14 protein-coding genes are annotated in these 15,786 nt (G+C 73.8%); 5 read left to right on the plus strand and 9 right to left on the minus strand.

The features are described from left to right. Positions 1-3: 3 nt before the first annotated feature. Both ACFWBY_RS01675 and ACFWBY_RS01680 read right to left on the minus strand, forming a co-directional pair. The gene (locus ACFWBY_RS01675; protein ID WP_385330773.1) at positions 4-1,428 is read right to left on the minus strand and encodes a hypothetical protein; all 1,425 of its coding nucleotides are present in this window, start codon (positions 1,426-1,428) and stop codon (positions 4-6) included. Positions 1,429-1,660: 232 nt separating this feature from the next. Further along, positions 1,661-3,040, minus strand: a complete 1,380-nt coding sequence (locus tag ACFWBY_RS01680; protein WP_385330770.1) for a transcriptional regulator — start codon at positions 3,038-3,040, stop codon at positions 1,661-1,663. Positions 3,041-3,260: 220 nt separating this feature from the next. Between ACFWBY_RS01680 and ACFWBY_RS01685 the strand changes: the two genes are divergently transcribed. From ACFWBY_RS01685 to ACFWBY_RS01695, 3 genes are all read left to right on the plus strand, one after another. Further along, a complete protein-coding gene (locus ACFWBY_RS01685; RefSeq protein WP_385330767.1) occupies positions 3,261-3,941 on the plus strand; it encodes a bifunctional DNA primase/polymerase in 681 nt (226 codons plus the stop codon). A 147-nt stretch (positions 3,942-4,088) separates the two neighbouring features. After that, positions 4,089-4,961 (plus strand): ABC transporter ATP-binding protein, encoded by an 873-nt coding sequence (locus tag ACFWBY_RS01690; protein WP_385330765.1) that lies wholly within the window; start codon positions 4,089-4,091, stop codon positions 4,959-4,961. Positions 4,962-5,083: 122 nt separating this feature from the next. Further along, positions 5,084-6,709, plus strand: coding sequence for a transporter (locus tag ACFWBY_RS01695; protein WP_385330873.1), 1,626 nt, complete (start codon positions 5,084-5,086; stop codon positions 6,707-6,709). Between the two features lie 43 nt (positions 6,710-6,752). On the opposite strand, the gene ACFWBY_RS01700 is transcribed toward ACFWBY_RS01695, so the two are convergent. The 3 genes from ACFWBY_RS01700 to ACFWBY_RS01710 form a co-directional block, all read right to left on the minus strand. Continuing rightward, positions 6,753-7,172: a hypothetical protein gene (locus ACFWBY_RS01700; RefSeq protein WP_385330762.1), complete on the minus strand. Its 420-nt coding sequence runs from the start codon at positions 7,170-7,172 to the stop codon at positions 6,753-6,755. After that, a complete protein-coding gene (locus tag ACFWBY_RS01705) occupies positions 7,169-8,038 on the minus strand; it encodes an alpha/beta fold hydrolase (RefSeq protein WP_385330759.1) in 870 nt (289 codons plus the stop codon). Before ACFWBY_RS01705 ends, ACFWBY_RS01700 begins: the two co-directional genes overlap by 4 nt. A gap of 395 nt (positions 8,039-8,433) precedes the next feature. Continuing rightward, positions 8,434-9,126, minus strand: a complete 693-nt coding sequence (locus ACFWBY_RS01710; RefSeq protein WP_385330757.1) for a metal-dependent transcriptional regulator — start codon at positions 9,124-9,126, stop codon at positions 8,434-8,436. A gap of 264 nt (positions 9,127-9,390) precedes the next feature. On the opposite strand from ACFWBY_RS01710, the gene ACFWBY_RS01715 reads away from it, so the two are divergent. Then, positions 9,391-10,146: an SIS domain-containing protein gene (locus ACFWBY_RS01715; RefSeq protein WP_385330754.1), complete on the plus strand. Its 756-nt coding sequence runs from the start codon at positions 9,391-9,393 to the stop codon at positions 10,144-10,146. Between the two features lie 39 nt (positions 10,147-10,185). On the opposite strand, the gene ACFWBY_RS01720 is transcribed toward ACFWBY_RS01715, so the two are convergent. Next, on the minus strand, positions 10,186-11,520 hold the full coding sequence (locus ACFWBY_RS01720; RefSeq protein ID WP_385330751.1) for a PAS domain-containing protein: 1,335 nt from the start codon (positions 11,518-11,520) through the stop codon (positions 10,186-10,188). Between the two features lie 636 nt (positions 11,521-12,156). Beyond that, positions 12,157-12,780, minus strand: coding sequence for a pyridoxamine 5'-phosphate oxidase (gene pdxH / locus ACFWBY_RS01725; RefSeq protein WP_385330871.1), 624 nt, complete (start codon positions 12,778-12,780; stop codon positions 12,157-12,159). Between the two features lie 237 nt (positions 12,781-13,017). Here pdxH and ACFWBY_RS01730 point away from each other — a divergent pair, with 237 nt between their 5' ends. Beyond that, complete coding sequence (locus ACFWBY_RS01730; RefSeq protein ID WP_385330748.1) at positions 13,018-14,133, plus strand: citrate synthase 2; 1,116 nt, start codon at positions 13,018-13,020, stop codon at positions 14,131-14,133. Positions 14,134-14,267: 134 nt separating this feature from the next. Here the strand turns inward: ACFWBY_RS01730 and ACFWBY_RS01735 are convergent, their stop codons facing one another. Next, positions 14,268-14,855, minus strand: a complete 588-nt coding sequence (locus ACFWBY_RS01735) for a TetR/AcrR family transcriptional regulator (RefSeq protein WP_385330746.1) — start codon at positions 14,853-14,855, stop codon at positions 14,268-14,270. Beyond that, the gene (locus ACFWBY_RS01740) at positions 14,852-15,589 is read right to left on the minus strand and encodes an enoyl-CoA hydratase family protein (protein ID WP_385330743.1); all 738 of its coding nucleotides are present in this window, start codon (positions 15,587-15,589) and stop codon (positions 14,852-14,854) included. The genes ACFWBY_RS01735 and ACFWBY_RS01740 overlap by 4 nt, the downstream gene beginning before the upstream one ends. Between the last annotated feature and the right edge of the window lie 197 nt (positions 15,590-15,786).

Here is a 15,786-nt window from a genome sequence, read left to right on the forward strand (position 1 = left end):
CGCTCAGAGCTGGCTCTTGTCCCGCTTGGTGAGGTTGTACTTGCCGGCGATCGTGTTCCACAGGCCCGCCGCCGACTCCTTGGCCTTGGTGGCGTCACCGCTCGCCTTGTTGCCGGCCGAGGCGTTGTCGGTCGACTTGGCCTTGCCGTCCTTGCACTTCTCGCCGTCGGCCTTCACGTCGTCCGCCCACGACGCGTAGCCGTTGTCGGCCTCCGCGGACGCCTTCCAGGCCTTGGTCAGGGCCGCGGTCAGCTTCGCGTGGTCGGGGAGCTGGTCGACCTTGAGCTCCTGGAGCCGGGTGACCAGCTCCTCGCGCTGGCGGGCCGCGGCGCGCAGGTCGTTGGCCGCCTGGTCGAGGTTGCGGCAGCCCTTGACGTCGTCCACGGCCTTGATCACCGAGGCCCGGCTGTCGTTGCTGTCCGCGAGGAGCTTGTCCAGCTGGACCGCCTGCGGCTGCGCCGGATCCAGCGGCGCCTCGCCGACGGGCGCCGCGGAGCCGCCTGCGGAAGGGGCGGTGCCCACGGCGCCGGGGTCGTTGTTCTGCGCCTTGCCGTCGCTGAGCAGCGCGCCGACTCCGAGCCCGGCGACGGCGAGGCCGATGACGACGGCGGCGACGATCGCGGGCGAGACCTTGCGGGGTGCGGGCGGGGCCTGCTGGAAGTGCTGCGGCGGGTGCGGGTGCTGCTGCTGGAACTGCTGCTGCGGCGCCTGCTGTTGCTGCGGGTAGGGGTACTGCGGCTGCTGCGGCGCGTGCTGTTGCTGCTGCTGTTGCGGATAGGGACGCGGCGACGGCTGCCGGAGCACCGGCTCCTGCACGGGCGGCAGTTGCTGGGTGTCACCCCGGAAGAGCCCGTCGAACCCGGCGGCCGGATCCGCCGGGGCGGCCGGGACCGGCGCGATGTACTGCGTCGCGGCCTCGTCGTGCCCGGGAGCGCCGTACTGGGGGCCGGGCTCCCCGTGCGGGGCGGCGGCGGGGACCGGCGCGATGTACTGCGTCGCGGCCTCGTCGTGCCCCGGAGCGGGCGCGGCCGGGACCGGCGCGATGTACTGGGTCGCGGCCTCATGGTGTCCCGGTACGCCGTACTCCCCGGGCGCGGGCGCGGCCGGGACCGGCGCGATGTACTGCGTCGCGGCCTCGTCGTGCCCCGGAGCGGGGCCCGCCGGGACCGGCGGGATGTACTGGGTCACCGCTTCGGGGAGCGGCGGGTAACCGTAGCCGTGCGGGTCACCGGGACCCTCGTAGCCGGGGCCGACGACGTGGCCCTGCGGGTAGCCGTAGGCGGGGCCACCGGGCTCGGGGTACCCGTAGGAAGGCCGGCCCTGCGGTTGCTCCGGCTGCGCGTCAGACTGCGCGGGCGGCTGCGCCGGCATCGGCGGGCCCCACGGCGCGCCTGCCTGGGGGCTGCCGCCCTGTCCGCTCTCCGTCACCGGGACTCCCTCTCCGACCTGTCCGAACTCCGGAACCGGCGGCCCACGCTACCCGGTCATCCCCCTCCCCCGTCAGGCCTCCCCTACGCGGGCCTCCGCACCCGGCCCCGGCCCCGGGCCGCGACCGGGCCGCGTCCGGCCCCGCGGAGCCCCGCCGCGCCCCGCCGGCACCGACCGCGCGGGGCGGCCGGACCCGGCCCCCCGGCAGGGGCGGCGCGGCACCGGCCGCGGGTCAGAGCACCGGCTCCAGGCGGGCGGTGAACTCGCGGACCGACGGTTCCTCCCGGTAGGGGTCCAGGCGGGAGCGGAAGTCCTCCAGGTACAGCGCCCCGCGGTTCGAGCGGATCCCCGCCAGGATGTCCGTCGCCCGCGCGGCCGTCTGGCAGGCCGCTTCGACCTCCCGTTGCTGTACCCGCGCCGCCGCCAGCAGCAGCATGCCGATCGCACGGCGCCGCGCCTTCGTCTCGGGGAGTTCCCGCAGCGCCTCCTCGGCCCGCTTCACCGCGGCGTCCGCCTGACCCAGGTCGCGGTGGCAGTGCGCCAGTTCGTCCGCCAGGTACGCCTGGTCGAAGTGCCGGATCCACGCCGGGTCGTCGCCGGACTCCGGTTCCGCCCGCTCCAGTGCCGTCACGGCCCGCGAGGACAGCACCGCCGTGGCCCGGGTGTCGCCCATCAGCGCGTGCCCCCGCGCCTCCGCCGCGTAGAACATCGCCTCCACCCGCGGGGTGACCTGGCCCCTCGTCCCCTCCTGCGCGGCCCGCGCCAGCTGCGCGATCTCCCGCGGGTTGCCCAGCTCGGCGGCGAGGTGGCTCATGGACGCCGCCAGTACGTAGCCCCCGTACGCGCGGTCGCCCGCCGCCTGGGCCAGGCGCAGGGCCTGGATGTAGTAGCGCTGCGCGAGCCCCGGCTGGCCGGTGTCCACCGCCATGTAGCCCGCCAGTTCCGTGAGCCGGGCGACCGCCGCGAACAGCGCGCGGCCCACCGGCTCCCGGTACGAGCCGCCGATCAGCCCGGAGACCACCGAGTTGAGGTAGTGCACGACCACCGGCCGCACGTGCCCGCTGCCGAAGCGGTGGTCGAGGTCCTTGAGCGCCTCGGTGGTGGCCTGCACCGCCTCCACGTCCGGCATCCCCACGCGCGAGCCGCCGGTGCGGGCGACCTGCGCGTCGGCCCCGGTGATCAGCCAGTCCCGGCTCGGCTCCACGAGCGCGGAGGAGGCCACGCTCGACCCGGAGAGGAAGTCGCGGCGCCCGACGTCGCTGCGCCACAGCTCGCAGACCTGCTCGATGGCTCCGACGACGGTCGGGGAGAACTGCAGGCCGACGCCGGAGGCGAGGTTCTTGCCGTTGGCCATGCCGATCTCGTCGATGGTGACGGTCCGGCCGAGTTTGCGGCCCAGCGCCTCGGCGATGATCCCGGGGGCCCGGCCGCGCGGCTGCTGGCCGCGCAGCCAGCGGGCCACGGAGGTCTTGTCGTAGCGGAGATCGAGGCCGTGCTCGGCCCCGCACATGTTCACGCGCCGGGCGAGCCCGGCATTGGAACACCCGGCTTCCTGGATGAGCGCCTGCAGCCGTTCGTTCGGCTGGCGGGCGAGGAGAGGCCTGGCTGCCATGAAAACCCCCAGAGGCCGCGGGTGATCGTTGGAATGATCACTTCCCGCCTGATGTGCGGGGAATCTTCCCCATTGCGTCGTGTCGCTACCCACCTCCGGCGCCCCGACCTCCCACGCGCCCCCCGCGATGCACCGATGCGCCCCGCATGCAGGATCGATGCTCCGCTCCCCGGCTGGTTTACCCCCGTAACCCCCGGTGACCGCAAGAGTTGTGTTGCACGTGGAAAAGACCATCGGAGTCACGGAGACCGCGCCCATCCCCCTCCAGCGCAGTGAGCCGCTGCTGGACCATGCCGTGCGGTACACGGAAGAACGGCACTGGGACGTCTTCGCCGGCGCCTGGCTGGAGTCCGCGGACGGGCGGGAGCAGTGCTCGTGCGGGGCCACGGACTGCCCGGCACCCGGTGCGCACGCGACGGTGAAGGACTGGGCTTCGCACGCCTCGGGCAGCGCCGTGCAGGTCCGCCGGCTCTGGGGCAAGCACCCGAAGGCCTCGATCCTGCTGCCGACCGGCCGGACCTTCGACGCGCTCGACCTGCCGGACGCGGCCGGCTTCCTGGCGCTGGCCCGGCTCCAGCGCATGCAGCGCACCCTCGGTCCGGTCATCGCCACCCCCGCCGGCCGGATGCTGTTCTTCGTACTGCCGGGCGCCGGGGCGAAGGTGCCGGACCTGCTGCGCAAGATCGGCTGGCAGCCGGCCCAACTCGACCTGGCGGCGCGGGGCGAGGGCGAGTACGTCGCCGCTCCCCCGACCCGCATCGGCGGGCGGGGCTCGGTGCAGTGGGCGCAGCCCCCGACGGCCGCGAACCGCTGGCTGCCCGACGTGGAGGAGCTGATCGACGCGCTCGCCTACGCGTGCGGCCGCGAGGCGGCGGCGGAGCGGGCCCGGCGCAACCCGTAGGTCCGTACGGGAGAAGCCCCGTGGTCCCGGCGGGCGGGCGCGATCCGCCCGCCGGGAAACACATGACATACGTAACTGCTCCGCCCTCCATCCCTCCTCCTATGGTGAGAAAAGCAGGACACGGGGAACGGAACGAGAGGCAGGCGCATGCCGGACCAGGGCGTTGCGACGGGTGGGGCCGACGGTACGGATGGCGGTGCGCGATCCGCGCCGTCCGCCGAGGCCGCCGTGCGGGTAGAGGGTCTGTGGAAGCGGTTCGGCGAGCAGGTGGCCGTCGCGGGGATCGACCTGGCGCTGCCCGCCGGACAGTTCATCGGGCTGGTCGGGCCGAACGGCGCCGGCAAGACGACGACGCTGTCGATGGTGACCGGGCTGCTGCGCCCGGACATGGGCCGGGTGATCGTCGCCGGACACGACGTATGGGCGGACCCGGTCGCGGTGAAGTCCCGGATCGGCGTGCTGCCCGAGGGGCTGCGGCTCTTCGAGCGGCTCTCGGGGCGCGAACTGCTCGGCTACATGGGCCGGCTGCGGGGGCTGCCCGGACCGGAGACGGACAGCCGGGCCACGCAGCTGCTGGAGGTCCTGGACCTGGCCGGTTCGCAGAACAAACTGATCGTCGACTACTCGACGGGCATGCGGAAGAAGATCGGCCTGGCGGCCGCACTGCTGCACAACCCCGAAGTGCTGTTCCTGGACGAGCCGTTCGAGGGTGTCGACCCGGTGTCCGCGCAGACCATCCGCGGGGTGCTGGAACGTTACACCTCCTCCGGCGCCACGGTCGTCTTCTCCTCACACGTCATGGAGCTCGTCGAGTCGCTGTGCGACTGGGTGGCCGTCATGGCCGCCGGCCGCATCCGGGCCGCGGGCCCGCTGGCCGATGTACGGGGCGGCGCGCCCTCGCTCCAGGCCGCGTTCCTGGAACTGGTCGGGGCACAGGGCCGGGCCACGGGCGAGTCCCTGGACTGGCTCGGGGGCGGCACCGGCGCGGGCGGCACGGGCGGCGGGGTGGGCGTCCGATGAACACCTCCGCACCCGTGGGTCCGGCGTCAGGACCGGGATCCGCACCTGGATCGGCATCGGGATCCGCGTCGGGGGCGAGGTCGGCATCGGAATCGGCATCGGGCTCCGTGTCCGGGCCGGTCATGAGCCCCGGGGCGGGAATCCCCCCGTCCTCCGCCGCCGCCTCGGTGTCCCTCACCCCCCTCTTCGTCCGCCTCAAGCTGTCCCTCCTCCGCAACGGCCTCAAGGGCTCCTCGAAGCGCAAGGCCGCCTACTTCGGCGCCCTCGCCTTCGCCCTCGTCGTCGCCTTCTTCGTCACCCTCAGCCTCGCCCTGCTGCGGGGCAACGCCCACGCGAGCGCGGTCGTCGTCCTGCTCGCGGCGGTCCTCGCCCTCGGCTGGACCTTCATGCCGCTGTTCTTCCCCACGGGCGACGAGACGCTCGATCCGAGCCGGCTGGTCATGCTGCCGCTGCGCCCGCGGCCGCTCGTGCGGGCCCTGCTGGCCTCCTCCCTCGTCGGCGTCGGACCGCTGTTCACGCTGTGCCTCGCCATCGGCTCGGCCATCGCCCTCGCCCGGGGCGCCGCGGGCGCGGCCGCCGCCGTACTGGCGGTGCCGCTCCTGCTGCTCTGCTGCGTCGCGCTCGCCCGGGCGGTGGCGACGGCCAACGTACGGCTCCTGACCAGCCGCAAGGGGCGCGACCTCGCGCTGCTCAGCGGCCTGCTGATCGCGGTGGGCGCGCAGGTGGCGAGCTTCGCCGGCCAGCGGCTGTTCCAGAACGGCGGCCTGGAGAAGCTGGAGCCGGCCGAGGCCGTCATCCGCTGGCTGCCGCCCGCGACGGCCGTCGGCATGGTGGACTCCGCCAGCGAGGGTGCGTACGCCGTCGCGGCGGCCCAACTGGCCGTCACGGTCGCCGCCCTGCTCCTGCTGCTCGCCTACTGGGAGCGCGGCCTGACCAAGCTCATGGTCACCCCCGACGGCTCCACGATCGCGGCGGCCAAGCCGGAGAAGACCGCGAGCGGGAGCCGCTGGTCCCTACTCCCCGACAACCGGACGGGCGCGGCCATGCAGCGCACGCTGCGCTACGTCGTCCGTGACCCGAAGACCAAGTCGGCGTGGGTGTCGGCCCTGGCGATCGGCCTGATCATTCCGGTCGCCAACGCCCTGCAGGGCAGCGGGTCGGTGTACCTGGCCTGCTTCGGCGCGGGGATGCTCGGCGTCCAGACCTACAACCAGTTCGGGCAGGACACCTCGGCGTTCTGGATGGTCGCGCAAACCATCTCCGGCACGCGCGACGCGTACGGGGAACTGCGCGCCCGCGCCTTGGCCATCGCGCTCGTCACCGTCCCGTACACCGTCCTCGTCACGGCGGTGACGGCCGCCCTGGTCGGCGACTGGCCCGGTTTCCCGGCCGCCACGGGCCTGGCACTGGCCCTGCTCGGCTCGATGCTCTGCACGGGCGCCGTGGCCTCGGCCCGCTTCCCGTACTCCATCCCGACGGACGGGGCCTTCAAGAACGTCGCTCCGGGCCAGGGCGCCCTGGCGTGGATGGGCCTCTTCGGCGGGCTGCTCGCCTCGGCGGTGATCTGCGCCCCCGTGATCGCCCTGACCGTCTACCTGAACGGCGCGGAACACCAGTCGCTCAGCTGGATCCTGCTCCCTCTGGGTGCCGCTTGGGGCACCCTGACCGCCTGGGCCGGTCTGCGCCTGGCGGCCCCGACGGTGGCGCGCAGGCTCCCGGAGATCCTGCTGGCGGTCAGCAAGGGCTGACGCGCACACGCGCCGCGGGGGCCGGCGCCGTGACCGGTGGGGTTCACCCGGTCACGGCGTCCCCGGCCGTACCAGGGGCGACCGCCGCCCGGTTCCGCAGCGCCGCGTCCGCCTCGTCGAGGGCTGACGCGCCCGCGCTCAGGGAGTCGTGGACGAAGTGGACGGTGGCCCCGTCGATGCCGCAGTACTCGGAGATCCCGACCCGCAGCAGACGGTCCACCGGCCCGTCCCAGCCCAGCTCCTCCAGCGCGGGCGAGGCCCTGGCTCCGGCGGAGCAGCTCGCGCTCCTGGCCGCCCGGCCGTGACCCGTCGGGCGCGGGGGCCGCGCACCGCCGTCACGGCCCGGGCGCCCCGCCCCGCACCGCACCGCCGTCACGGCCCGGGCGCCGGATCCCGCCGTCACCTCCGGCGCCGGGGGCCGCTGCGCCGCGCCCGCCCCGGCCCGGCCCCGCGCCGTCGTCACGCCGAGGTCTTGATGCCGCTCAGGAAGGGCTCGACCGCCTCGCGCCAGGCGGTCGGCTGGTCGTAGTGGAGGTAGTGGCCGGCGTCGGGGATCTCGGCGTACTGACCGGCCGGGAGGACGCGGACCATCTCCTGGGCCTCGGCGCGGCCCAGCTCACCGTCCAGGCCGCGGACGACCAGGGTCGGGCAGCGGACCTGGGCGAGCTCCTCCCAGTGCGCGTCGTGGACCCACGTCTCGCGCGCGGTCAGCATCTGGCGGCGCGAGAACTGGGGCCGCCAGCCGTCGTCCGCCTCGTGCATCACCTCGGCGAAGAACGCCCCGCGGCCTGGGTCGGGCCGCTCCACGCGCGGATCGTCCTCGCCGAACCAGCGCCGGGCCGCGTCCTGCGTGGGGAACGGCAGGGGCCAGTGCCGGAACCATTCCTCCCACTCCTGCTGCGAGGCCTCCCCGAGCGCGGACGCCCTCATGTCGCAGATCACCAGGGCCGCCACGAGGTCGGGGCGGCGGGCCGCGAGCTGCCAGGCGGTGAGAGCGCCCATGGAGTGGCCGATCAGGGCCACGGGGGCGAGGCCGAGCTGCTCGATGGCGGCTTCGGCATCGGCCACGAAGGCCTCGCGCGCATAGGAGGCGGAGTCGCCGCCGACCGACGGGCGCTCGCTCTGGCCGTGGCCGCGCTGGTCGAGGGCCACGACGCGGCGGCTCGCGCCGAGCCAGCGGGCGGTGCCGGCCCAGTGGAACGCCCGGCCCATCAGACCGTGGAGTAAGAGGGCCGCGGGCTCTCCCGGCGACTCCGCGGCCGCCGCGCGGAACTCCCAGGCGGCCAGGCGTACGCCGTCGGCCCCTGTCACATCGAAGCGCTGTACCACCGCAGATGCACCCCCTTCGCTCCCGGCCACAGTATCGAACCCCCATTCGAAAACAGGGTTCTCGCCGCCAACACCGCTCTTTCGAGTGACCTTCCTCAAGGATTGGCCGCCGCTGCCGATGGAGATCCTTTCAACAGGGAGGCGGGCCGCTCGGGGAAGACGGTCCGAAGGGGATGACCTTGAGAGCTCGGGGCTCCAGGTCAGACAGGGGAGGACTGGTCCCGGCGCCGCGAGGCGCCGGGACCACCCACATCCATACCGATCCGCGAAGCCCTTCGCCGCCCGACACCGGCGGGATTCGCCCGCAGAGGCGACCCGGTCGAACGCGAGTGCGTCAGCATCCGTTCCGTCCGGCAGTACCCCTCAGAACGCCACCCCATGCCCCCCGGTGACCGTCAGCGCTTCGCGACGAACACGTGGGAGGCGACCTCCGCCCCCAGCTCCGCCGCCTCGCCACCGCTGCCGACGAGCACACCGCCCGGCGACTCGGTCACGCTCACCACCGAGCCGGGCTGCACGCCGGCCCGCCGCAGCGTGTACATCAGCTGCGCGTCCGTCTGGATCGGCTCGCCGATCCGCCGGATGACGACGGTCTTGCCCTCGGTGCCCGGGTCGAGCTCGGACAGGCTGACCATCCCCTCCTCCAGGAACGGATCCGCCTCGGACTTCTCCCCCAGCTCCTCCAGGCCCGGGATCGGATTGCCGTACGGCGACTCGGTCGGGTGACGCAGCAGCTCCAGCACCCGCCGCTCCACCGCCTCGCTCATCACGTGCTCCCAGCGGCAGGCCTCGGCGTGCACCTGCTCCCACTCCAGGCCGATGACGTCGACGAGCAGGCACTCCGCGAGACGGTGCTTGCGCATCACGCGCGTCGCCAGCCGCCGTCCCTCATCGGTGAGTTCCAGGTGCCGGTCGCTGGCGACGGCCACCAGCCCGTCCCGCTCCATCCGCGCCACCGTCTGGCTCACCGTCGGGCCGCTCTGGTCGAGCCGCTCGGCGATACGGGCGCGCATGGGGACCACGCCTTCCTCTTCCAGCTCGAGGATGGTGCGGAGATACATCTCCGTGGTATCGATCAGTCCGGACATTCGTGCCCCTCGGATTGCGTGCGCTGGCCCTGCCCCCAATTCTGACGCATCGCACCGTGAACCGTCCCGTACCGGAGGGCAAGGCCCGTACCGGACCGCGGAAACCTGTCTCGAGACGTCCCGGCGTCTCGCATTCCGGATGCCGCCGGCCCTTTCGCGCCGTGGATTGACGTTCGTATTGACACGTCCTTGGTCCAGACCGCACGGTGAGCGGCGGACACGGACGACAACCCCACCCCACTCCCCCCGGAAGGCCATCGGCGTATGAGCGAGAGCAAGCTGGCCGGTCAGTTCTTCGACGCCGCGATCGGCCTGTTGGAGCGGGTACGGGACGAGGAGTCCGCCCGCATCGGAGAGGCGGGCGCCCTCATCGCGCAGGCCGTCGCCACCGGGAACAAGCTCTTCGCCTTCGGCGCCGGCCACTCCTCGCTCCCCGCCCAGGACGTCGTGTACCGGGCCGGCGGACTCGCCCTGATGAACTTCCTCGCCGTCCCCGGCACCGCGGGCATCGACGTCATGCCGGCCACGCTCGGCAGCGCCCTGGAGCGCGTCGACGGCCTCGCCGGAGCGGTCCTGGACAGCAGCCCGGCCTCCGACGGCGACGTCCTCGTGATCATCTCCCTCTCCGGGCGCAACGCGCTGCCGGTCGAGATGGCCATGAACGCCCGCGCGATCGGCCTCAAGGTCATCGGCGTGACCTCGGTCGCCTACGCCACCGAGACCAAGTCCCGCCACGTATCGGGCACCTTCCTCAAGGACCACTGCGACGTCGTGCTCGACAGCAAGATCGCGGTCGGCGACGCCGAGCTCACCCTCGAGGGGATCGAGGCCCCCTTCGCCCCCGCCTCCACCGTGGTGACCAGCGCGATCATGCAGGCGGTCATGGCCGCCGCGGCGGGCGAGCTCGCCGCCCGCGGGGTCGAGCCGCCGCTGCTGCGCTCGGGCAACGTCGACGGCGGCCACGAGTGGAACGGCCGCGTCATGCAGGAGTACGGCGACCGGATCTTCTTCCGCCACTGAGCCGTCGGCGGCCTATGCCCCGCTGAGCCGTCTGCGGGCCTATGCCCCGCCCGGGCCGGGCCCCGGGCCCGCGGGCCCGGCCAGGTCCAGGTCCAGGTCCGCCGCGACCCGGGCCGCGACCTCCTCCGCGTACGCCGCGTCCACCGGCTCGAAGGCGGCCCGCGAAGGGCCGCGCAGGAACGTCAGCGTCCCCAGGCTCCGCCCCCGGCTGCGCAGCACCGTGCACAGCGCGTGCGCCGCGCCCTCCGGCCAGCGCCGGGCGCGCGCCCACTCCCCGGCGGCCGCGCCGGGCGGGGCGCTCGTCCGCACCGACCCGGTCCGGTCCAGCGCCTGCAGCGCCGGGTGCCCGGCGCCGTACCGCACGGGGATCGCCCCGGGCTCCGGCAGCCCCGGCAGACCGGGCGGGGACGCGGCCCAGCGCCGCAGCCGCGCGCGCCCCGGTTCCAGTACGTCGAGCAGCGCGTGCTCGGCAAAGCCCGCCAGGGCGAACTCCAGCCGTACGGCCGCCGCCTCCGCCGGGTCCTCGCACTCGGCGGCGGCCCGCCCGGCGCGGTACAGCTGGTGGGAGCGGAACCGCAGCTGCGCCGTGTCGAGCTGCGCCTGGCGGGCCTCGGTGACGTCCTGGAACAGCAGGGCGACGCCGAGCGGTACGGGTTCCTCCGCGAGCGGCGAGGCGAGGCGCAGGAACCCGCAGCGCCAGCACCGCCGCCGCAGGCCCTCGGGGCTGCGCACGGAGACCCACAGCTCCACGGGCGCCGGCGGGGCGCCCTCGGCCAACACGTGCTGCAGGGCGCCTTCCAGCTCCTCCACGCCCTGCGCCAGCAGCTCCCCCAGCGGGCGGCCGAGCAGAGCGGTGCGCCCGGAGCCGAAGGCGCGGGCGGCGTGCGCGTTGACGACGGCCGGGCGCAGGTCCACGTCGACGAGCACGACGCCCCAGGAGGCGTCCTCCATCAGCGCCTCGCTCAGCGCGATGGACCGTTCCAGGTCGATCTGCGCGTGCACCTCGCTGAAGGCGCAGTACACCCCGGCCGGTTTGCCGTCGGCGCCCGGCACCCCGGCGGACTGGGTCCGCACGAGCACCCGCCCGCCGCCCTTGGTCAGCAGCGCGAACTCGTGCACGTGGCGGCCCGGAGCGTCCTGGGCGGACATGAGTCTGTCCTGCACGTCCTGCGCGTCGGCGGCCCGTACGGCCCACCCCGCGAACCCCTTGCGCCCCACGGCCTCCCCCGCGGACCAGCCCAGGATCCGCTCGGCCTCGCGGTTCCAGTGGGTGATCACGCCGTCGGCGTCGAACGCGCACAAGGCGGCGTCCATCCCGTCCAACAGCGCTGCGAGCAGATCGTCGGCGGTCTCACTACGTCCGGAAGCAGTCACCTGGGCCCCCTGCAGGTGTTCGCGTGTGCGGCACGTCACGCAATTGAACTGGAACGTGACGCACCCCACACCCACTTCCCGCAATCCTCCCGTTTTGTTCCGGCCCAGGTGTGGCGGGTCGGCTGCCACCCGGCGACCGGGACCGGCTGGTGGAACTGGTCGACCTCGCCGCCCGGGGCCTGGAACGGCTGCTCCCGGACTCGGTCGTCGTCAGGAAGGTGTGACCCGCCGACCAGCCCCGGAGGACCGGGGCACCCCTGCCGATCAGGCCGTGGACACGCCCGCGAATTCGCCTCGGAAATTCGCTTGAGCGCTGTCCGCGGGGGTGCTTACAGTGGCAGCACACTGAAAGGAGGTGATCCCGGAAATGTACGAATTCCGGACGCGTGAGGTGACTGCGGGCTAAGCGCCCGTCGTCGCACGCACCCAGTGCGGTGCCCGGCGGATCGCCTGGCGCCAATCCACAGCAGTCACCCGACCCGCGGGCTCGCCGGTACGTCCGGCCGGCTTCTCTCACTGCAGGAGAGAAACCCGAGCCCGCGGGTCGTCTGCATTTCCGCAGGTCGTTTTCGTTTCCGCGGGTCGTCTGCGTCTCCCGCCCGCCGCTCGGAGTCGGCAAGATCCGGAAGAGGCGGCCTAGGGGCAGAGGCGTTCCACTCGCCACACGCCGGCCTCCAGGACGTACTTCAGCCGGTCGTGCAGGCGGTTCTCGTGGCCCTGCCAGAACTCCACCGCGTCCGGGACCACCCGGATGCCGCCCCACCGCGGGGGGACCGGGACCTGTTCGCCCTCCGGGTAGCGGGCCTCCAGTTCCGCGTAGCGGCGGTCGAGCTCGGAGCGCGAGGCGATGACCGTCGACTGTTCGCTCGCCCAGGCGCCCAACTGGGAGCCGTGCGGGCGGGAGCGGAAGTACGCCGCCGTCTCGTCGCGGCCGATGCGGGAGGCGGTGCCGGTGACGATGACCTGGCGGGCGACCTGGTGCCAGGGGAAGAGCAGGGAGACGAAGGCGTTGGCGGCGATCTCGCGGCCTTTGCGGGACTCGTAGTTCGTGAAGAAGACGAACCCCCGCCCGTCGAACTGCTTCAGCAGCACCGTGCGGGAGCTGGGGCGGCCGTCGGGCGTCGCCGTCGAGACGATCATGGCGTTGGGCTCGAAGATGTTCGCTTCGGCCGCGTCCTTGAACCAGTGGGCGAACTGGCCCATGGGGTCCTCGGCGAGGTTCTCCTCCGCCACGAGGTGGGAGCGGTACTGCTTGCGCATGACGGCTGGGTCATGGTGCTGATCGGTCACGCGGCCATACTCCCCCAACGGACGCACGAGGGGTGTGCCGTATGTCACGCTTCCCCGCGCCTTGTGGAACGGACAAAATCTTGGGGCCGGTCCGACGGTCCCACAAGGGTGACCATCGGCCGTGCCGGGCATCAACGGGGATGACCGCGCCGGACCGCGAATCACGCCGGGAGCCGCGCGTGTTCGCACTATCTGAGGAGCCGCCTGATGTCCGACTTCGTACCCGGGCTCGAGGGAGTCGTCGCGTTCGAAACGGAGATCGCCGAACCCGACAAGGAGGGCGGGTCTCTGCGCTACCGGGGCGTCGACATCGAAGACCTCGTGGGCCACGTCTCCTTCGGGAACGTCTGGGGTCTGCTGGTCGATGGTGCCTTCAACCCGGGCCTGCCGGCCGCCGAGCCCTTCCCGATCCCGGTGCACTCCGGTGACATCCGGGTCGACGTGCAGTCGGCGCTCGCCATGCTCGCCCCGGTCTGGGGCCTGAAACCGCTGCTCGACATCGACGAGCGGACCGCCCGCGACGATCTCGCGCGCGCCGCCGTGATGGCCCTGTCGTACGTCGCCCAGTCCGCCCGCGGGCAGGGCCGGCCGATGGTCCCGCAGAGCGAGATCGACAAGGCCGAGTCCGTGGTCGAGCGGTTCATGATCCGCTGGCGCGGCGAGCCCGACCCGAAGCACGTCAAGGCCGTCGACGCCTACTGGACCTCGGCCGCCGAGCACGGGATGAACGCCTCCACCTTCACCGCGCGGGTGATCGCGTCGACCGGCGCGGACGTGGCGGCCGCGCTGTCCGGCGCGGTGGGCGCGATGTCCGGGCCGCTGCACGGCGGGGCGCCGTCGCGCGTCCTCGGCATGATCGAGGAGATCGAGCGCACGGGCGACGCCGTGGCCTACGTGAAGAAGGCCCTGGACAAGGGCGAGCGGCTGATGGGCTTCGGCCACCGCGTCTACCGCGCCGAGGACCCGCGCGCCCGCGTGCTGCGGCGCACGGCCAAGGAGCTGGACGCCCCGCGCTACGAGGTGGCGGCCGCGCTGGAGAAGGCCGCGCTGGAGGAGCTGCACGCGCGGCGCCCCGACCGGGTGCTCGCGACCAACGTGGAGTTCTGGGCCGCGATCATGCTGGACTTCGCGGAGGTCCCGGCGCACATGTTCACCTCGATGTTCACGTGCGCACGCACCGCCGGCTGGTCGGCGCACATCCTGGAGCAGAAGCGCACGGGCCGCCTGGTGCGCCCCTCGGCCCGCTACATCGGGCCGGGCGTGCGCAAGCCGAGCGTGATCGAGGGCTACTCCGACATCACGGACCTGGGGCGGGGCAACTGATCCGGACCGGCTGATCCCCGTGACCTGATCGGAGTTCGCCGGCCGCCACCGCACAGGGCCGCCGCGAACGCCGGGGCGCCGCATCCCCTACGGGGTGTGCGGCGCCTTTCGCGTTCACAGGGGCGCGGCGCCCTTCACCCGAGGGCCGAGTCCAGGATCCGGGCCCACTGGGCGACGACGCGGGCCCGGCGGGCGGTGTCGTCCGTGAGGACGTTGGCCAGGCCCAGGCCGCGGGCCATGTCGAGGAGGCCCTGCACGGTCTCCCGTACGCCCGGTACGGACTCGTCCGCGCCCAGCAGCTCCACGGCGATGCGGTGCGTCTCGCGGCCCACGCGGGCTTCCAGCTCGGTGACCCGGGGACGCAGCTGCTCCTCGTTGGAGGCGGCGACCCACAGCTGGAGGGCGGCGCGGAAGAGCACGCCGGTGTACAGGTCCACGAGCGCTTCGACGACGACGGGGCGCGGCGCGGGCCCGGCCTGGAAGAGCTCGCGCAGGGCCGTGGAGCGTTCCTCGGCCACGTACTCGACGGCCGCGGTGAACAGGTCCTCGCGGGTCGGGAAGTGGTGCTGGGCGGCGCCCCGCGAGACCCCGGCCCGTTCCGCGACGACGGAGACGGTGGAGCCCGCCCAGCCGTGTTCGGCCAGGCAGGAGACGGCCGCCTCCAGCAGGTGGCGGCGGGTGACCCGGCTGCGGGCCTGCTTGGGGCCGTTCGCCGTGGTCATCGCCGCCACGACGGGTCCCGGCGCTCGAAGCGGGCGGTGATGCCCTCACGGGCCTCGGCGGAGGCGAAGTGGCGGGCGGACAGCTCGGTGAGCGCGGCCCCGTCCTGCGCGAGGGCGGCCCGGACGGGGGCGGCGAGCAGCTGCTTCGTCGCCGCCAGCGCCTGCGGTCCGGCCTTGCGCAGGCCTTCGAGTACGGGCGCGAGGATCTCGTCGACGTCCTCGCCGTGGAGGGTGAGCAGACCGATCCGGGCGGCTTCGGCGGCATCGAAGGCTTCGGCGGTCAGGAAGTAGCGGGAGGCCGCGCGCGGGTCCAGGCGCGGCAGCAGGGGGGCGGAGATGACGGCCGGGACGACCCCGAGGTGGGTCTCGGTGAAGGCGTACGTGGACGCGGGGCCGGCGGCGGCGATGTCGCAGGCGCCGAGGAGGCCGAGGCCGCCCGCGCGGACGTGGCCGGTGACGCGGGCGACGACGGGCTGGGGGAGTTCGGCGATCTCGCGGAGCAGGGCGAGGAAGTCGGCCGGGTCGCAGGGGGACTTCAGGTCCGCGCCGGCGCAGAAGGTGTTGCCGGTGTGGGTGAGGACGACGGCTCGCGCGGCGTCGTCCGTGGCCGCGTCGGCCAGGGCCGTGCGGAGCTCTGTGACCAGGTCGGTGGAGAGCGCGTTGCGGTTGGCCGGGGAGTCGAGGGTGAGGGTGGTGACGCCGGTCGCTCGCGCGCCTCGGACCAGGGGGGGCATGTCTCCTCCGGAGGGGGGTCTGGGGGGTGGGGGCCGCTCTGGGGAGGGTATTCGGGGGGCTTTCGGTGGGGGTGGGTGGGGCGGGGACGGGGCCTTGTTCGGGGGGCGGGGACGGGGTGGGGGCCGGGGGCGGGGGCCGGGTTGGGGGTGGGCCGGGCCGGGGCGGGGGGGGGGGGGGCCGGGGGGGGTGGGGCGGT

Source organism: Streptomyces sp. NPDC060049, assembly GCF_042736715.1.
Lineage (GTDB): Bacteria > Actinomycetota > Actinomycetes > Streptomycetales > Streptomycetaceae > Streptomyces.

Excerpts from the sequence above, each read along its gene's own strand:
- ACFWBY_RS01730 (WP_385330748.1), top strand. The coding sequence starts at position 13,018 with ATGTCCGACTTCGTACCCGGGCTCGAGGGAGTCGTCGCGTTCGAAACG.
- ACFWBY_RS01740 (WP_385330743.1), bottom strand. The coding sequence starts at position 15,589 with ATGCCCCCCCTGGTCCGAGGCGCGCGAGCGACCGGCGTCACCACCCTC.
- ACFWBY_RS01735 (WP_385330746.1), bottom strand. The coding sequence starts at position 14,855 with ATGACCACGGCGAACGGCCCCAAGCAGGCCCGCAGCCGGGTCACCCGC.
- ACFWBY_RS01715 (WP_385330754.1), top strand. The coding sequence starts at position 9,391 with ATGAGCGAGAGCAAGCTGGCCGGTCAGTTCTTCGACGCCGCGATCGGC.
- pdxH (WP_385330871.1), bottom strand. The coding sequence starts at position 12,780 with ATGCGCAAGCAGTACCGCTCCCACCTCGTGGCGGAGGAGAACCTCGCC.
- ACFWBY_RS01680 (WP_385330770.1), bottom strand. The coding sequence starts at position 3,040 with ATGGCAGCCAGGCCTCTCCTCGCCCGCCAGCCGAACGAACGGCTGCAG.
- ACFWBY_RS01690 (WP_385330765.1), top strand. The coding sequence starts at position 4,089 with ATGCCGGACCAGGGCGTTGCGACGGGTGGGGCCGACGGTACGGATGGC.
- ACFWBY_RS01710 (WP_385330757.1), bottom strand. The coding sequence starts at position 9,126 with ATGTCCGGACTGATCGATACCACGGAGATGTATCTCCGCACCATCCTC.
- ACFWBY_RS01695 (WP_385330873.1), top strand. The coding sequence starts at position 5,084 with ATGAGCCCCGGGGCGGGAATCCCCCCGTCCTCCGCCGCCGCCTCGGTG.